Source organism: Cellulomonas sp. P2_B4, from assembly GCF_056404795.1.
The window spans coordinates 96868-112263 of record NZ_JBFUDI010000006.1 but is presented as its reverse complement, the minus strand read 5'-3'; the positions used below and the strand labels follow the sequence as shown (position 1 = coordinate 112263).

The following is a 15396-nucleotide window of genomic DNA, read 5'->3' as shown; positions in this document are numbered from 1 at the left end:
ATGACATCCGCCCCCTCCGTCGACCTCTGGTCGGCGCCGGTCACCGCCGGACCTCTCGACGCGCTCGTCGAGGTCCCCGGGTCGAAGTCCCTGACCAACCGCTACCTGGTGCTGGCCGCGCTCGGCGACGGTCCCGGACGCCTGCGCGGTGCGCTCCGGTCGCGGGACACGCTCCTCATGGCGGCCGCGCTCGGCGCGCTCGGCACGGGTGTCGACGAGGACGGCAGCGACTGGGTGGTCACGCCCGCGCCGCGGACGGGCGGCGCGACGATCCAGTGCGGCCTGGCGGGCACGGTCATGCGGTTCCTGCCCGCCGTGGCGGCGCTGGCCGACGGCCCGGTGCGGTTCGACGGCGACACGGCCGCGCTGGCCCGCCCGATGGGTCCGGTGCTGACCGCGCTGCGCGCCCTGGGCGTCCGCGTCGAGGAGCACGGCGAGCCGGGGCACCTGCCGTTCACGGTGCACGGGCGCGGTCGGCTCACCGGCGGCCAGGTGGACATCGACGCGTCGGAGTCCAGCCAGTTCGTCTCCGGGCTGCTCCTCGCGGCGGCAAGGTTCGAGCGCGGCCTCACGCTGCGGCACACGGGGCGCACGCTGCCGAGCCTGCCCCACATCGAGATGACCGTCGCCCTGCTGCGCGAGGCCGGCGTCGAGGTGGACGACTCGCGGACCTTCATCTGGCAGGTCGCCCCGGGCCCCATCGCCGGTCGCGACGTGCGCGTCGAGCCCGACCTCTCGAACGCCGCGCCGTTCCTGTGCGCCGCGCTCGTCTCCGGCGGGTCCGTGAGCGTCCCGGGCTGGCCGTCGCACACCACGCAGCCCGGCGGGCTGCTCCCGGGGATCCTCGAGCGCATGGGCGCCACGACCAGCCTGGACGGCGACGTGCTCACCGTCAGCGGGACCGGCGCGATCCACGGGCTGGACCTGGACCTGCACGCCGCCGGCGAGATCGCCCCGACCATCGCCGCGCTGGCCGCCCTGGCAGACTCGCCCACCCGGCTGCGCGGCATCGCGCACCTGCGCGGGCACGAGACCGACCGGCTCGCCGCCCTCGCGGCCGAGATCACGCGCGTCGGCGGTCAGGCCGAGCAGACGTCGGACGGCCTGGTCATCACGCCCCGGCCGCTGACCGGTGCCGTGTGGCGCACGTACGAGGACCACCGGATGGCCACCGCGGGTGCGCTCATCGGCCTGCGGGTGCCGGGCATCGAGGTGGAGGACGTCGCGACGACGGCCAAGACGCTGCCCGACTTCGTCGGCCTGTGGTCGGACATGCTGCTGGGGACCCGGACGCCCGCCTGATGGCTCAACGGCGCTACGACGAGCGGGACGTCCGTATCCGTCCCGGTCGCGGCTCGCGCCCCCGCACCAAGCAGCGCCCCGAGCACGCCGACGCCGAGGTCGCCCTCGTCACCGCCGTCGACCGCGGCCGGTACGCGATCCTCGTCGACCCCGACGGGCCCGACGAGCGCGTCGCCATCGCGATGAAGGCCCGCGAGCTGGGCCGCGACCGCGTGGTCCCCGGCGACCGCGTCGACATCGTCGGCGACACGTCCGGCGCCGAGGGCTCGCTGTCGCGGATCGTGCGCATCCAGGATCGCCGGACCGTGCTGCGCCGCACCGCCGACGACACCGACCCGGTCGAGCGGATCATCGTCGCCAATGCCGACCAGCTCGTGATCGTGACCGCGCTGGCCGACCCCGAGCCGCGCACCCGCATGATCGACCGCTGCGTCGCCGCCGCCTACGACGCTCGCATGGACGCCCTGCTCGCGCTGACCAAGGCCGACCTCGCCGACCCCGCGACGCTCGTCGACATGTACGCACCGATCGGCGTGCAGGTCGTCGTGAGCAGCCGGGGGGACGAGAGCGTCATCGAGGGGCTGGACGAGATCCGCGACGCGCTGGACGGGCGGACGTCCGTGCTCGTCGGACACTCCGGCGTGGGCAAGTCGACGCTGGTGAACGCGCTGGTCCCGGGCACGGGGCGCGCGGTCGGCGTGGTCAACGACGTGACCGGCCGCGGCCGGCACACCTCCAGCTCCGCGGTCGCGCTGCGGGTGCCCGGCACACGCGAGCCCACGTGGGTCATCGACACCCCCGGCGTGCGCTCGTTCGGGCTGGCACACGTGGACCCGCAGCACCTGCTGGGCGCGTTCGCGGACCTCGCCGCGGTGGCCGAGGGGTGCCCGCGTGGCTGCACGCACGCGGACGACGCCCCCGACTGCGCGCTCGACGAGTGGGTGCAGGACTCGCCGGACGAGGTCACGAAGGCCGCGCGGGGAGCCCGCCTCGAGTCGTTCCGGCGGCTCCTGGCGAGCAGGCTGGGGTCGGCCGAACCCGAGCAGCGGGAGACCGCGCGCCCCTGACGTGCGACGACGGGCCAGCCGATACCGTGTCGGGCATGAGCATCCGCCCGGGGTACGACGACGACCTGCGCCTCGCCCACGTCATCGCCGACCAGGTGGACTCGATCACGATGGCCCGCTTCAAGGCCCTCGACCTGCACGTGGAGACCAAGCCGGACCTGACGCCGGTGTCCGACGCGGACAAGACGGCCGAGGAGGTCATCCGCGGCCAGCTGTCCCGGGCGCGCCCGCGCGACGCGGTGCACGGCGAGGAGATGGGCGACACCGGTCACGGGCCGCGGCGGTGGGTGGTCGACCCCATCGACGGCACCAAGAACTTCGTCCGCGGGGTGCCCGTGTGGGCCACGCTCATCGGGCTGCTCGACGGCGACCAGGTGGTGCTGGGCCTGGTCAGCGCGCCGGCGCTCGGCCGGCGCTGGTGGGCCGCCGTCGGGTCGGGCGCCTGGACCGGCAAGTCGCTCGCTGCGGCGAGCCGGCTGCAGGTGTCGAAGGTCGACCGCCTCGCCGACGCCTCCCTGTCGTACTCGAGCCTGTCGGGGTGGGAGGAGCAGGGTCTGCTCGACCCGTTCCTCGACCTCACGCGCCGCACCTGGCGCACCCGCGCGTACGGCGACTTCTGGTCGCACGTGCTGGTCGCGGAGGGCGCCGTGGACCTCTCCGCCGAGCCGGAGCTCGCGCTGCACGACATGGCCGCGCTGGTCCCCATCGTCACCGAGGCCGGCGGCACGTTCACCTCGATCCGGGGCGTGCCCGGCCCGTTCGGTGGGTCCGCGCTCGTGTCCAACGGCCGCCTGCACCAGGCTGCGCTCGACGTGCTGGACCCGCTGCCGCAGGCTTGACCGTGTGAGCACCGACGACCGCAGCGCCCGCGCGTCCTCCTTCGAGTCCGGGGCCGCCGTGTACCGGGCGACGCGTCCGTCGTACCCCGACGAGGCGGTCCGCTGGTCCGTGCCCGCGTCCGCGCGCGACGTGCTCGACCTGGCGGCGGGCACTGGGAAGCTGACCGAGCGCCTCGTCGCGCTGGGGTACCACGTGGTCGCCGTCGAACCGTCGGACGCGATGCGTGCCGAGCTGACGACGCTCCTGCCGTCCGTCGAGTCGCACGCGGGTACCGCCGAGGCCATGGACCTGCCCGACTCGTCCGTCGATGCGGTGACGATCGCGCAGGCCTGGCACTGGGTCGACGAGCCCGCGGCGTCCGCCGAGATCGCCCGCGTGCTGCGGCCCGGCGGGCAGGTGGCCGCGATCTGGAACATCCGCGACACCACGGTCGACTGGGTCGGTCGCTGGACGGAGATCGTGCACCGCGGCGACACCCTCGGACCCGGGCTCAAGTACTGGGACCCCGTCTTCGGGTCGTCGTTCACCGACGTCGAGCGGGCGACGTTCCACTGGACGCAGCCCTTGCGCCCGGGCGACCTGCGCCTGCTCGCCAACAGCCGCAGCCACCTTCTCCTGCTTCCCGACGACGAGCGCGACGCGCTGCTCGACGAGGTCGACGACCTCGTCGCGACCCACCCCGACCTGCGCGGACGCGACGTGATCGACGTGCCGTACCGCACGGAGTGCTACCGGTCCCGCCTGCGATAGGCCATCATCGCTCGGCGCCGTGGCGATCGGCCCTGGACGACGGCACTACGCCTGGAGCGCCAGCACCTCGGGCAGCTGGTCGAGCGACGCGATGACGCGCACGCCCGCCTCCTGGGCGGCGGCCAGGTCCTGGGGCAGCACCGGCAGCCGCCGCGCGCCCGGACGGTCCAGCCAGATCCCGACGAGGCCGGCCGCCCGCGCCGCGCGTGCGTCGACGTCGAGCTCGTCGCCCACGTAGGCCGTCCGGGCGGGCTCGGTGCCGAGCCGCCGGCACGCCTCCTCGAACACGCGCGGGTCGGGCTTGCCGAACCCGAGGGTGTCGACGCCGACCAGGAGCGGGACGCGGTCGGCGAGGCCGGTGCGCTCGAGCTTGTCGGTCTGGTACGCGAGCGCGGCGTTGGTCAGGGCGCCGACGTGCAGGCCCGCGTCGACCAGACGCGCCAGGACGCCGTCCACGTCCTCGTGGGCCGCCCAGGCGTCGCGGAAGCTCGCGTCGAACACGTCGTCCCACGCGGCGTAGGCGGCGTCGTCCAGGACCGGCCCGCCGAACTCGGCGTGCAGCTCGTTGGCGCGGGACATCCGCTGCTCGACCTGACCGATCTCGCCGCGCGTGTACCGACCGAAGTGGTCGTTCACGTCGGCCCGCCAGAACGTCACCAGGTCGGCGTCCCGGTCGGGTGTCACGTCGGGCAGGTAGCGCCGGGCGATCGTCGCCAGGGCCGTGCCGAACGCCCCCCGGGTGTCCACCAGGGTGTCGTCGATGTCGAACAGGATTCCGTCGATGGGGTGCAGGCTCACGGCGACGGGCTGCTCAGACCGTCGCGCGCAGTGCGGTGAGCCGGGCCAGGGTCGCGTCGCGGCCAAGGATCTCCATCGACTCGAACAGCGGCGGCGAGATGCGGCGGCCGCTGATCGCCACGCGCAGCGGCGTGAACGCGAACCGCGGCTTGAGCGCCAGGCCGCCCTCGTCGACCAGCGCGGCCTGCAGGGCGGTCTGCGTGGCCTCCGTCGTGAACGCGGCGGCGGGGACCTGCTCCAGCGCCGAGATCGAGGCGTCCAGGACGGCCGGGGTCTCGTCGCGCAGCGCCCCGCGGGCGTCGTCGGCGATCTCGAGCGCGTCGTCCGCCACGAACAGGAAGCCGAGCATGCCCACGGCCTCGCCGAGCAGCGTGATCCGCTCCTGGATCAGCGGGGCGCCCGCGTCGAGGAGCGCCCGGTGCTCCTGCGACAGGTCCGCGTACGAGTCGGCCGGCACGAGACCCGCGCGGTGCAGGTAGGGCACCAGGCGGTCCCGGAAGTCGTCGGGTGCGAGCAGGCGGACGTGCGCCGAGTTGATGGCCTCGGCCTTCTTCTGGTCGAAGCGCGCGGGGTTCGGGTTCACGTCCGCGACGTCGAACGCGGCGACCATCTCGTCCATCGTGAAGATGTCGCGGTCCGGTCCGATCGACCAGCCGAGCAGCGCGAGGTAGTTGAGCAGCCCCTCGGGCGTCATGCCGTGGTCGCGGTGCAGGAACAGGTCCGCCTGCGGGTCGCGCTTGGACAGCTTCTTGTTGCCCTCGCCGAGCACCGACGGCAGGTGACCGAACGTGGGCATCACGGTGGCGACACCCAGCTCCAGCAGCGCGCGGTAGAGCGCGATCTGGCGGGGGGTCGACGAGAGCAGGTCCTCGCCGCGCAGCACGTGCGTGATGCCCATGAGGGCGTCGTCGACCGGGTTGACCAGCGTGTACAGCGGCTGGCCGTTGGCGCGCACGATGACGAAGTCCGGCACCGAGCCCGGCTGGAACGTGATCTCGCCTCGGACCAGGTCCGTGAACGTGATGTCGTCGTCGGGCATCCGCAGCCGCAGCGTGGCCTCGCGGCCCTCCGCCCGGTAGGCGGCCTTCTGCTCGTCGGACAGGTCGCGGTCCGCGCCGTCGTAGCCGAGCTTCGGGTCGCGACCGGCCGCCCGGTGACGGGCCTCGATCTCCTCGGGCGTCGAGAAGGACTCGTACGCGTACCCGTCTTCGACGAGCCGACGCACGACGTCGGCGTACAGGTCCGAGCGCTGCGACTGCCGGTACGGCTCGTGCGGGCCGCCGACCTCGACGCCCTCGTCCCAGTCCAGGCCGAGCCAGCGCAGCGCGTCGAGGAGCTGCAGGTACGACTCCTGCGAGTCGCGCGCCGCGTCGGTGTCCTCGATGCGGAACACGAACGTGCCGCCCGTGTGGCGCGCGTACGCCCAGTTGAACAGGGCCGTCCGGATCAGGCCGACGTGCGGCGTACCGGTGGGCGAGGGGCAGAAGCGGACGCGCACGGCAGGAGTCGCGGGAGCAGAGGAGGTCACAGGCTCCAGGTTAGTCGGGCTGCCTCGGTGGTCGGTGGCGGCGCAGGACCGATCAGCCCAGGTACGACAGCAGGAAGAGAAGAGCTCCGATGCCCGACAGGACCAGCCCCGTGACGGCGCGACCCATGCCGACAGCCGTCGGGTACCCCTCCGCCTTGATGCCACGGGCGTTCTTGATCGCGCGCACCGCCACGAGGATCGCGATGGCCGAGATGATCGCGTAGCCCAGGAAGAGCAGGACGCCGAGCACGAGGATGCCGAGGACCAGCGCCACGGTCGCGAGGCCGTTCTTCGGCTTGGTGAGCGGGCCCGCCGCCTGGCCGGACCAGCCGGCGGTCGGGTATCCGGTCACGGCTCCCGGGTAGGCCGGGGCAGACCCGTACCCCGACGCCGGGAAGGCCGACACCTGATTCGCGTGGCCCGGGTGCCCGTAGCCGCCCGGGACCATCGGGGCGGTCCACGGCTCGGGCGCAGGCGCCACAGCCGGCTGCGTGTGCTCGGTCCAGCGCGCCCCGTCCCACCACCGGTGCCCGGCCACACCCTGCGGGTCCTGGTACCAGCCCGCAGCGACGGAAGGTTCGGTCTGGCCGTACGGCACGCTCATTCGTTCATCCTTGGCTCAGGTGATCTCCGACGCAGGACGAGGCAGCCGACCACGTGCGCTGCCCGTACGCCGAGTCGGCGCCCCCAACCCCGTATCGGCACGCTGCGCCGCGCACTTCACCCCATCGGGAACGCGAGCCGCCCGCGACTCGTCGTGACGCATGCCGGCCGAACGCCCGACGTGCGTCACCACCCGCCGGTCGTCAGCGACCCGTTGCCGACTCCGCGCGGCACGAAGACCCTCGCCAGGATCGGGGTCTCGGCGAGTGGTGGTCGATGACCATCAGTGGCGGCGCAGGACCGGGTTCCTCAGGACGCCGATCTCCTCCACCTCGACCTCGACGATGTCGCGGTCCACGATCGGGCTGACGCCCGCCGGGGTGCCGGTGAGGATGAGGTCGCCGGGCAGGAGCGTGAACACCTCGGAGACGTACGACACCAGGTAGGCGGCGTCGAAGATCATCTGCGACGTGCGGCCGTCCTGCTTGAGGTCGCCGTTGACGCGGGCGCGGACGTACAGGTCGTCGACGTCGAGGCCGGGAACGATCCACGGACCGATCGGGCACGAGCCGTCGAAGCCCTTGCCGCGGGTCCACTGGCTGTCGGCGCGCTGCACGTCGCGGGCGGTGACGTCGTTGGCGACCGTGAACCCGAACACGTGGTCCAGGGCGCGGTCGGCGGTCACGTCCTTGGTGACCTTGCCGATGACGATGGCCAGCTCGGCCTCGTGCTCGACGTGCTCGGTCCAGTCGGGCAGGACGATCGGGTCGTCGGGACCGATCACGGAGGTGTTGGGCTTGAGGAAGAGGAGCGGCGCCGCCGGTACCTCGTTGCCCATCTCGGCGGCGTGCTCGGCGTAGTTGCGGCCGACACCGACGATCTTGGACCTCGGGATGACCGGGGCGAGCAGCCGGACGCTGTCGTCGTCGAGCCGGATCTGCTCCCCGGTGGGCTGCACCGGCGTGTAGAGCGGGTCGCCCGTGATGACCACGAGCTCCTCGGATCCGGCGGGACCGTCGACCAGGGCGTAGCGGGGGTCTCCCCCGGTGGTGAACCTTGCGATGCGCACGCCTCAGGGTAGTCGGGCGACCGAAGTGTTCGAGATTCGCCCGGATGCCCGGAGATCTCACCCGACGCGATCGAGTGAGTCCTGGACATCCGTCTAGGTGCTAGGACCTACGCTCGTCAGGCCCGGAACGGATGCCGGGTCGAACAGGCAGGAACAGTCATGATGACGCCCGCAGGACCCCGACAGCCTCGTCGACCCCGCACGCACCGCGGCTCGGCGACGAAGGCGTTCGCCACCGCCGCGCTCGCGGTCGTGGCCCTCGTCGTCGGCACAGCCCTCGCGGGCCCCGCCGTGGCGGCCGGCGGCACGCCGCTCATCGACTGGTCGTTCACGACGGCCACGGCACCGGCCGGCTACAGCTTCCTCGGCCGGGCCTGCCTGACCGCGGCGGGGCCTGCCACGGCGCGCGAGTGCCTGACGCCTGCGGGCGAGACGGTCGGCCCCGTGCCGGCGCAGGGCGTCGCACCGGGCTGGCTGCAGCTCACGAACGCCTCGACCGGGCCCAGCTGGGGCGGCGTCGCGGGCTCGTTGCTGTACGACGTCCCGGTGCCCGCGTCCGCGGGGCTCGTGGTGACGTTCGACCAGGTCCAGTACGGCGGCACGGGCGCCGACGGCATCGCGTTCTTCCTGTCCGACGGCACCTACGACCTCGACGACACCGGTGCGTTCGGCGGCTCTCTCGGGTACGCGCAGCGCGGCACCGGCGCGAACCCCGCTGCCGGCCGGATCGAGCCCGGCGTCGCCGGCGGCTACCTGGGCGTCGGCCTGGACGCGTACGGGAACTACACGAACGACGAGGAGGCGCGCGGGCGGGGGTGCGCGACCCCCTCCACCGCGACCGGACGGACGATCGACGCGGTCGCCCTGCGCGGACCTGGGCGTCTCGGGGTGCAGCCCGCGTGGACCGCGACCTCGACCTACCCCCGTGCGGACTGGGTCGAGGGCTACTGCCTGCTGGCGTCGAACCCGTTGAACGGCCTGACCCTGCGGAGCACGTCGACGCTCGCCCCCGACGCGACCACCACGGCCGCCATGCAGCGGCACGTGCGGGTGTCGATCGCCCCGCAGCCCGCCAGCACCACGGTCGGGCCGCAGGTCGTCGTCGAGATCGACTTCGGGGCCGGCTACCAGACGGTGCTCAGCGCGACCATGCCGGAGCCCGCGCCCCCGACGTACAAGTTCGGCTTCGCGGCGTCGACGGGCGGGTCGTCCGACGTGCACCTGGTCCGGAACGTGCACGTGGACACCACCACGCCGCTCGACGAGCTCACCCTCATCAAGCAGGTGCCGGCCGCCGGTGCTCGGGTCGCCGGCTACGTCGTCGGCGAGTCCGTGCCGTACCAGTACGTCGTCTACAACACGGGGAACCGCACGCTGACCGGCCTGGACATCACCGACCCGTCGCTCGACGGTCCGGCAACCTGCCCGACCGACCACCTGGATCCCGGCAGCTCCACCGTCTGCGCGGGCGGGCACGTGGTGACGCTGCAGGACCTCCAGGACCTCGTCACCGCCACCGCGCCGGGCCAGCCGCTGGTCTACGCACGTCCCGCGACGGCGCACGGCCTGGCCGCGGGTGCTCCACTGACGTCCGCCCCGTCCACGGCGCCCGTCCGGCTCAAGGCACCGGTCGGCACGATCCGCTCGATCGCCACGCTCGACGACCTGGACAACGACGGGCTCGCCGACGTCGGCGAGACGGTGCACTGGAGCTACGAGGTCACCGGCGACCCCGTCGTCGACCTGCACGACGTCACGGTCGAGACGCCGTCCGGCGCGGTCGTCGCGTGCGGCACGTTCGTCCTGCCCGCCGGTGCGGTGCACCTCTGCCAGGACCCGTCGCTGGTCACGGTCGTCTCCGCATCGGACGTGTCCGTCGGAAGCGTGTCGACCACGGCCCTGGCGCGCGGCGTGGACGTCGACGGTACGACCATCAACACGGCACCGAGCGCGGCGACCGTCCCCGTGGCGCCTGCCCCGGCGCCCCCGGCTCCGGCCCCGCCGGCTCCCGCTCCGCCGGGCGTGACACCACCGACTCCACCCTCGGCTCCCGCGACGCCGTCTCCGGTCACCCCCGTCAGCGTGATCGTCCCCTCGGCACCGCAGGCCACGGTCCCCGCGGCGACCCCCGAGCTCGCCATGACCGGCAGCGACCTGCGGATCGGGATCCTCGGGCTCGGCGCGCTGTTCCTCGGCGGGGCGTTGGTGGCGGTCTCCCGCCGACGTCGCGACGCCTGACCGACCCCGGTCAGGCGCGGGCGAGCACCTCGCCGTGCAGCACGGCGAACCAGCCCTCGGGCTGTTCGCCCCACTCGCGCCAGGCGTCGGCGAGCAGCTCCAGACCGACCTCGTCGGCAAGCCCGTGCGCGATGGCCTGCGCCGCGAAGTTCGACGCGACCGACCGATCGGCCCACAGGCCGGCCCACCAGGTGCGGTCCTCGGGCGTGGCGTAGCACCACACGCCGGCGCTCGGCACGATGCCCTCAGGCTCGAACCCGGCCTCGCGAACCCAGGCGAGCAGACGGCGCCCGGCGTTGGCCTCGGCGCCGTTGGCCTGCGTGACCTCGTGGTAGAGCGCGAGCCAGTCGTCGAGACCGGCGGACTGCGGGTACCAGGTCATGCCGGCGTAGTCCGCGTCGCGCACCGCGACGAGCCCGCCGGGACGGGCGACCCGGCGCATCTCGCGCAGTGCGGCGATCGGGTCGGTGAGGTGCTGCAGGACCTGGTGGGCGTGCACGACGTCGAACGAGTCGTCCTCGAACGGCAGCTCGTACGCGTCGGCCACCTGGAACGTCGCGTTCGACACCCCGGCGTCCGCGGCGGCCTTCTGCGCGATCTCGATGACGGCCGACGAGGAGTCCAAGCCGACGACCGCGCCGGTGCTCAGGCGGGTGGCGAGGTCGATGGTCACCGACCCCGGACCGCAGCCCACGTCGAGCAGACGCGCGCCCGGGACGAGCGCCGGGAGCAGGTAGGCGGCGGAGTTCTCCGCGGTGCGCCAACGGTGCGAACGCAGCACGGACTCGTGGTGTCCATGGGTGTAGACGTCGGGGTGCGCCGGAGAGTTCACGTCGAACTGTAATCATCCCAGCGGGTCAGATTTCAACAATCGGAACGAACCGTTTCGACATGCGAGATTTCGTCGCCCGGTTGGCTGTCCTACCATCCACGGATGCGGCGGATCGTGGGCATCGACGTGGCGCGGGGCATCGCCGTGCTCGGGATGATGACCGCGCACGTCGGACCGGACGACCACGGCCCGGTGCCGCCCGGCGGGTTCGCGCAGCTCGCGGACGGGCGTCCGTCGGCCCTGTTCGTCGTCCTCGCCGGCGTCTCGCTCGCCCTGCTCTCCGGCGGAGCGTCCCCGGTGACCGGCAGCGCGATGTCGCAGGCGCGCGGTCGCGTCGTCGTCCGCGCGCTCCTGGTCCTGGTCCTCGGCGTCTTTCTCGTCGCGCTCGGCACGCCCGTCGTGGTGATCCTGCCGACGTACGCCGTCCTGTTCGTCGCGGGGAGCCTCGTCCTGGGCTGGTCGCGCCGCGCGCTCCTGGTCGCGTCCGCGCTGTTCGCGGTGCTCGGCCCGCCGCTCGCCCTCTGGATCGTCGACGAGCCGGTCCAGCAGAACACGCCCCTCGGCCTGCTCGTCGGCGAGCACTATCCCGGCCTGATCTGGATGTCCTACCTGCTCACGGGCCTCGCCGTCGGGCGCAGCGACCTGCGCTCCCCGCGGCTACGGCAGGCCGGTCTGCTCGTCGGGCTCGGCCTGGTCCTGCTCGGGCACGGCGGCTCGTGGGTCGTCGAGCGGGCCACCTCGTGGCCGACCGACCTGACCAGCAGCGAGCCGCACGCCTCGTCGACGTTCGAGCTGATGGGCAACACCGGCGTCGCCTTCTTCGTCATCGTCGCCTCGCTGCTCGCGGCCGAGCACTGGCCGCGCGCGGTCTCCCCCGTCGCTGCCGTCGGCAGCCTCGCCCTCACGGCGTACACCGTGCACATCGTGGTGATCGCGATCATCGGCGACACCGTCGTCTGGCAGCCGACCGTCGCCGGCTGGCTCGCGTTCCTGGGCGTCACCACCGCCGCCTGCTGGACCTGGGCCCACTTCCTGGGGCGCGGACCCCTGGAACGGGTCATGCACGAGGTCTCGACGAGCGTCGTGCAGCCGCCCGTGCGACAGCCGAGCCCGTAGGACCTTCAGGCCAGGACGACGATCGCCCCGACCACCGCCAGCGCGGGGAACAGTCCCTGGGTCATGGCTGCCCGGGCCATGCGGCGGTCGGTCACGACCAGGACCAGCGACGCCGCGAGCATCGTGCCGCAGCCGAACAGGACCAGGGCCAGGCCGACGTCCTCGGGGCCGACGAGGGCCAGCACGACCCCGACGACCGTCCCGATCGCCAGGAACAGGTTGTAGAAGCCCTGGTTGTACGCCCACGGCTTCACCGCGGGCACGTCCTGCGTGCGCGTCCGGAACCGTGCGTGCACCGCCGGCTGCTCGAACATGACCGACTCGTACGCGAAGAACAGGACGTGCAGAACGGCGGCCAGCACGGCGAAGACTGCGGTAGCGATGAGCATCGGGCCAGTCTGCCTACCCTTGTCGGATGACCACCACCACGCCACTCCGGGGATCCGTCCTCGACCGGGCCACGTGGCAGGCGATCTCCGACCGGCACGCGGCCCGCGCCGACGACTTCACCGCGGGACGACGCGAGCGCCGGTCGAGGCACGAGAAGCACGCGATCGAGGACTTCCTGTTCGAGTACTACCCCGTCTCGCCGGCCGCCCTGCGGCGCTGGCACCCCGGTGCGGGCGTCGCGCTCGCCCCCGGGCCGGTCCCGCACGCCCAGTGGCGCTGGTACGCGACCGACGGCGACGGTGTCGTCAGCCTCGACGTCGAGGCGTACCTGACCGAGCGCGGGGAGACGCTGCGGTTCATCGCGGGCCTGCTCGGATCGACCCTCTCCCGGCCCGCGTTCACCGGCTGCTTCGGCCTGCACGAGTGGGCGATGGTCTACCGCGAGGGCGACGACGAGCACCGGCACTCCCTGCCGTTGCGGCTCGGCGCGGCCGGCACCGACGCCGTCGTGGAGTCGCACCGCATCCGCTGCACCCACTTCGACGCCTACCGGTTCTTCACGCCCGACGCCGTCGAGCGCAACACGTTGCGTCCCACCCGCGCCAACCAGGTCGACCTGGAGCAGCCGGGCTGCCTGCACGCCGGCATGGACGTGCTGACATGTCCAACATGCAATTCGGCCGCGAAGCCTCTCCCACCTCCGCTCACTCGCGCGACCCAGATCGACCATGAGCAACCAGGCTGCCTTCACGCTGCAATGGATTGCTACAAGTGGGCAACCAAGCTCGGCCCCATCGTCCCCGGAGACCTGCTATTGGACTGCTTCGAACTCGCGCTGGAGATCCGGTACACCGATATGCAGGCCTCGCCGTACGACGTGTCGTCCTACGGCCTCTCGTCGATCGCCATCGAGACCCCCGACGGGAAGGCCGAGTACACGCGGCTTCAACGAAACTACTCGACGCGGTCAAACACGCTTCGAACCCGGTTGATTGAGGTATGCGACCTCCTGCTCACCGCTCAGTAGTGACGGCTACCCCGCCGTCCATCCGTCAGGTGGGTGCGACACCGCGACTCAGCCCTGTTGCGACGACGTTGCGACGTGTCGTATCGGAGCCGTGAAGATGTCCGTCGGTTCCGGCTCGCTATCTCTTGGGTTCCGCCTGTCTGGGTGTCGGCGGGCGCCGATACGCTGCGTGTCGTGCGGCTCCCATCGGAATCTGAACGTCGCGACCTCGAACGACTCGAAATGCTCTATGCCGCGGGCGCAGCGACTGCGCCCGTGCAGAGCCTGGCAATCCTCCTCGATGCCGGTGTCGAGATTGAAGATGCGCAGCGGTGGTTACTCGGAGCCCGCGATAGGGACCTCTGCTTCGAGTTCGAGTCCGGTCTCGCCACTGAAGACCAGCTCACAGAGACAGGTCAGACCCTCGTTGAGTCCGCTCGGCAGCGGCGCGGCAGCCCTTCATACATCCGGAGCACGACGTTGTCGCGTGTGCTCGGCTGGGCCGATGCCACGGGCGGAGGGAACGTGACGTCGTTCCTGGCCAGCGAGTACTCGTGGTTCGACGGCACCGCACCGTCGTTCGAGCAAGTCGCCGAGGCAGTCGTGGCGCTGCACGGCGAGGGCTTGGTCAAGGCAAATGTCACTACAGCTTGGGGTGGCGATGTCGTTCGTGCGGACGTCTACATCCTGCCGGCGGGGAGAGATGTGATTGACGACTTCGACGGGGACGTCCGGGCATGGCGCAGATCACAAGCCACCCCACCGCAGACAGTGACCATTCACAGCAATCATGGCGCGGTTGCGGTGGGGAACAACAACTCGACTGTGACGGCCACGTCGAATGGTCTCAACGCGGACGGCGTCGCAGCACTGGTCGAGGCACTGGCGGCGGCCCGCGACGTACTCGGCCTCAGCGCGAATGACGAGATCGAGTACACGGCAAACCTGGCAATCTTGCGTGATTCCGATGAGCCGGGGCGAGTACGACGAGCCGTCGCATGGTTCGCACGGCTGGGGACAGACGTCGGCGCCAACGCGCTAGGCACGATCCTCGCTGCGCAGGCGGCGGGGCTCCTCGGATAATCCGTCCGCGCCGCACCCAGGCGCGAACCGATCCACGTGCAGCCTGTTACGCGGGCGTCGAGTCTGGCATTCTCTGGCACATGCCTGATGACCTGCCCCCAACATGGTCGGAAACTGCCGTTCGTGCGGCGCTGGCGTCCGTGCCCTACGTCGGCGGAGCCCTGGAAATCGTCTACTCGGATGTGCGCGCCCGGCGTGCCGCTCGCGCAGATGCCCTCATGGCCGAGCTGATAGCAGCAACTGGCGAAAAGCAGCTGGCGGACAGGCTCCGCGACAGCCCTTACGTCGAGTCGGTTTTTGTATCGGCCATCGACGCTGCCCTTCGGACGAGCATCGATGCGAAGCGCCATCTGTTGGTGCTGGCAGTGAGCGCAGCGGTGCTCGACGACGCGAAAGTAGATGAAAGCCTCTTACTCGCGAATGTACTCAACGAACTCGACGTGCCTCATGTCCTCGCGCTAGCTCGCATGGCAGACGAATGGCACGAACTCCTTGCGCAGGTCCCGGCCGAGCCCAGCTTCGGCATCAGCAAGGTCTGGGAAGAGACGCCAGAACCGATTCGCGCTGCGCTAGTCCGAACTGGAACGGCCGTCCCGCCGCGGACCACATTCCATGCCAGTTCCGAACCAACTCGTCAAGCCGGGATTTCTGACTTCGGACTTGAGCTGACCGCGGCCCTGCGTGCCAACGGTCTCCCCGAATGAGCAAGAGCACCGTACGGCGGACGAGATCGCCATACGCTCCGCAACTCCGGGGACCCGGCCTCGCCGAGGG

At 71.9% G+C, this 15396-nt stretch carries 15 protein-coding genes; 9 read left to right on the top strand and 6 right to left on the bottom strand.

Annotated features, from left to right (window positions below):
• From aroA to AC1DZC_RS11920, 4 genes are read left to right on the top strand one after another with little or no spacing between them, the layout of a single operon-like run.
• Entirely contained in the window at positions 1 to 1302 is a 1302-nt protein-coding gene (gene aroA / locus AC1DZC_RS11935; RefSeq protein ID WP_477043416.1) for a 3-phosphoshikimate 1-carboxyvinyltransferase, read from the top strand.
• Positions 1302 to 2369 (top strand): ribosome small subunit-dependent GTPase A, encoded by a 1068-nt coding sequence (gene rsgA, locus AC1DZC_RS11930; RefSeq protein WP_477038640.1) that lies wholly within the window; start codon positions 1302 to 1304, stop codon positions 2367 to 2369. Before aroA ends, rsgA begins: the two co-directional genes overlap by 1 nt.
• A 35-nt stretch (positions 2370 to 2404) precedes the next feature.
• A complete protein-coding gene (hisN, locus tag AC1DZC_RS11925; protein ID WP_477038639.1) occupies positions 2405 to 3208 on the top strand; it encodes a histidinol-phosphatase in 804 nt (267 codons plus the stop codon).
• Positions 3209 to 3212: 4 nt separating this feature from the next.
• Positions 3213 to 3959 carry a class I SAM-dependent methyltransferase gene (locus AC1DZC_RS11920; protein ID WP_477043415.1) on the top strand — a complete coding sequence of 249 codons (747 nt, stop codon included), beginning with the start codon at positions 3213 to 3215 and terminating at the stop codon, positions 3957 to 3959.
• A gap of 45 nt (positions 3960 to 4004) precedes the next feature.
• Here AC1DZC_RS11920 and AC1DZC_RS11915 read toward each other — a convergent pair whose 3' ends face one another.
• The 4 genes from AC1DZC_RS11915 to AC1DZC_RS11900 form a co-directional block, all read right to left on the bottom strand.
• Complete coding sequence (locus tag AC1DZC_RS11915; protein WP_477043414.1) at positions 4005 to 4757, bottom strand: HAD family hydrolase; 753 nt, start codon at positions 4755 to 4757, stop codon at positions 4005 to 4007.
• A gap of 13 nt (positions 4758 to 4770) precedes the next feature.
• Positions 4771 to 6285, bottom strand: coding sequence for a glutamate--tRNA ligase (gene gltX, locus AC1DZC_RS11910; protein ID WP_477043413.1), 1515 nt, complete (start codon positions 6283 to 6285; stop codon positions 4771 to 4773).
• Positions 6286 to 6337: 52 nt separating this feature from the next.
• On the bottom strand, positions 6338 to 6889 hold the full coding sequence (locus AC1DZC_RS11905; RefSeq protein WP_477038635.1) for a DUF2510 domain-containing protein: 552 nt from the start codon (positions 6887 to 6889) through the stop codon (positions 6338 to 6340).
• A gap of 282 nt (positions 6890 to 7171) precedes the next feature.
• Entirely contained in the window at positions 7172 to 7957 is a 786-nt protein-coding gene (locus tag AC1DZC_RS11900) for a fumarylacetoacetate hydrolase family protein (protein WP_477038634.1), read from the bottom strand.
• A 159-nt stretch (positions 7958 to 8116) separates the two neighbouring features.
• On the opposite strand from AC1DZC_RS11900, the gene AC1DZC_RS11895 reads away from it, so the two are divergent.
• Positions 8117 to 10195 carry a DUF7507 domain-containing protein gene (locus AC1DZC_RS11895; RefSeq protein ID WP_477043412.1) on the top strand — a complete coding sequence of 693 codons (2079 nt, stop codon included), beginning with the start codon at positions 8117 to 8119 and terminating at the stop codon, positions 10193 to 10195.
• Between the two features lie 10 nt (positions 10196 to 10205).
• On the opposite strand, the gene AC1DZC_RS11890 is transcribed toward AC1DZC_RS11895, so the two are convergent.
• Positions 10206 to 11027, bottom strand: a complete 822-nt coding sequence (locus AC1DZC_RS11890; protein ID WP_477043411.1) for a methyltransferase domain-containing protein — start codon at positions 11025 to 11027, stop codon at positions 10206 to 10208.
• Between the two features lie 102 nt (positions 11028 to 11129).
• Here AC1DZC_RS11890 and AC1DZC_RS11885 point away from each other — a divergent pair, with 102 nt between their 5' ends.
• Positions 11130 to 12143: a heparan-alpha-glucosaminide N-acetyltransferase domain-containing protein gene (locus tag AC1DZC_RS11885; RefSeq protein WP_477043410.1), complete on the top strand. Its 1014-nt coding sequence runs from the start codon at positions 11130 to 11132 to the stop codon at positions 12141 to 12143.
• A gap of 5 nt (positions 12144 to 12148) precedes the next feature.
• Here the strand turns inward: AC1DZC_RS11885 and AC1DZC_RS11880 are convergent, their stop codons facing one another.
• Positions 12149 to 12532 (bottom strand): DUF1304 domain-containing protein, encoded by a 384-nt coding sequence (locus AC1DZC_RS11880; RefSeq protein ID WP_477043409.1) that lies wholly within the window; start codon positions 12530 to 12532, stop codon positions 12149 to 12151.
• Positions 12533 to 12558: 26 nt separating this feature from the next.
• On the opposite strand from AC1DZC_RS11880, the gene AC1DZC_RS11875 reads away from it, so the two are divergent.
• The 3 genes from AC1DZC_RS11875 (at position 12559) to AC1DZC_RS11865 (ending at position 15326) form a co-directional block, all read left to right on the top strand.
• Complete coding sequence (locus tag AC1DZC_RS11875) at positions 12559 to 13560, top strand: 3-methyladenine DNA glycosylase (protein ID WP_477043408.1); 1002 nt, start codon at positions 12559 to 12561, stop codon at positions 13558 to 13560.
• 174 nt (positions 13561 to 13734) lie between these two features.
• On the top strand, positions 13735 to 14622 hold the full coding sequence (locus tag AC1DZC_RS11870; protein WP_477043407.1) for a hypothetical protein: 888 nt from the start codon (positions 13735 to 13737) through the stop codon (positions 14620 to 14622).
• An 80-nt stretch (positions 14623 to 14702) separates the two neighbouring features.
• Positions 14703 to 15326 carry a hypothetical protein gene (locus AC1DZC_RS11865; RefSeq protein WP_477043406.1) on the top strand — a complete coding sequence of 208 codons (624 nt, stop codon included), beginning with the start codon at positions 14703 to 14705 and terminating at the stop codon, positions 15324 to 15326.
• Positions 15327 to 15396: the final 70 nt, after the last annotated feature.

Coding starts and splice junctions, on each gene's coding strand:
- aroA (WP_477043416.1), top strand. CDS start 1: ATGACATCCGCCCCCTCCGTCGACCTCTGGTCGGCGCCGGTCACCGCC.
- rsgA (WP_477038640.1), top strand. CDS start 1,302: ATGGCTCAACGGCGCTACGACGAGCGGGACGTCCGTATCCGTCCCGGT.
- hisN (WP_477038639.1), top strand. CDS start 2,405: ATGAGCATCCGCCCGGGGTACGACGACGACCTGCGCCTCGCCCACGTC.
- AC1DZC_RS11905 (WP_477038635.1), bottom strand. CDS start 6,889: ATGAGCGTGCCGTACGGCCAGACCGAACCTTCCGTCGCTGCGGGCTGG.
- AC1DZC_RS11895 (WP_477043412.1), top strand. CDS start 8,117: ATGATGACGCCCGCAGGACCCCGACAGCCTCGTCGACCCCGCACGCAC.
- AC1DZC_RS11885 (WP_477043410.1), top strand. CDS start 11,130: ATGCGGCGGATCGTGGGCATCGACGTGGCGCGGGGCATCGCCGTGCTC.
- AC1DZC_RS11880 (WP_477043409.1), bottom strand. CDS start 12,532: ATGCTCATCGCTACCGCAGTCTTCGCCGTGCTGGCCGCCGTTCTGCAC.
- AC1DZC_RS11875 (WP_477043408.1), top strand. CDS start 12,559: ATGACCACCACCACGCCACTCCGGGGATCCGTCCTCGACCGGGCCACG.
- AC1DZC_RS11865 (WP_477043406.1), top strand. CDS start 14,703: ATGCCTGATGACCTGCCCCCAACATGGTCGGAAACTGCCGTTCGTGCG.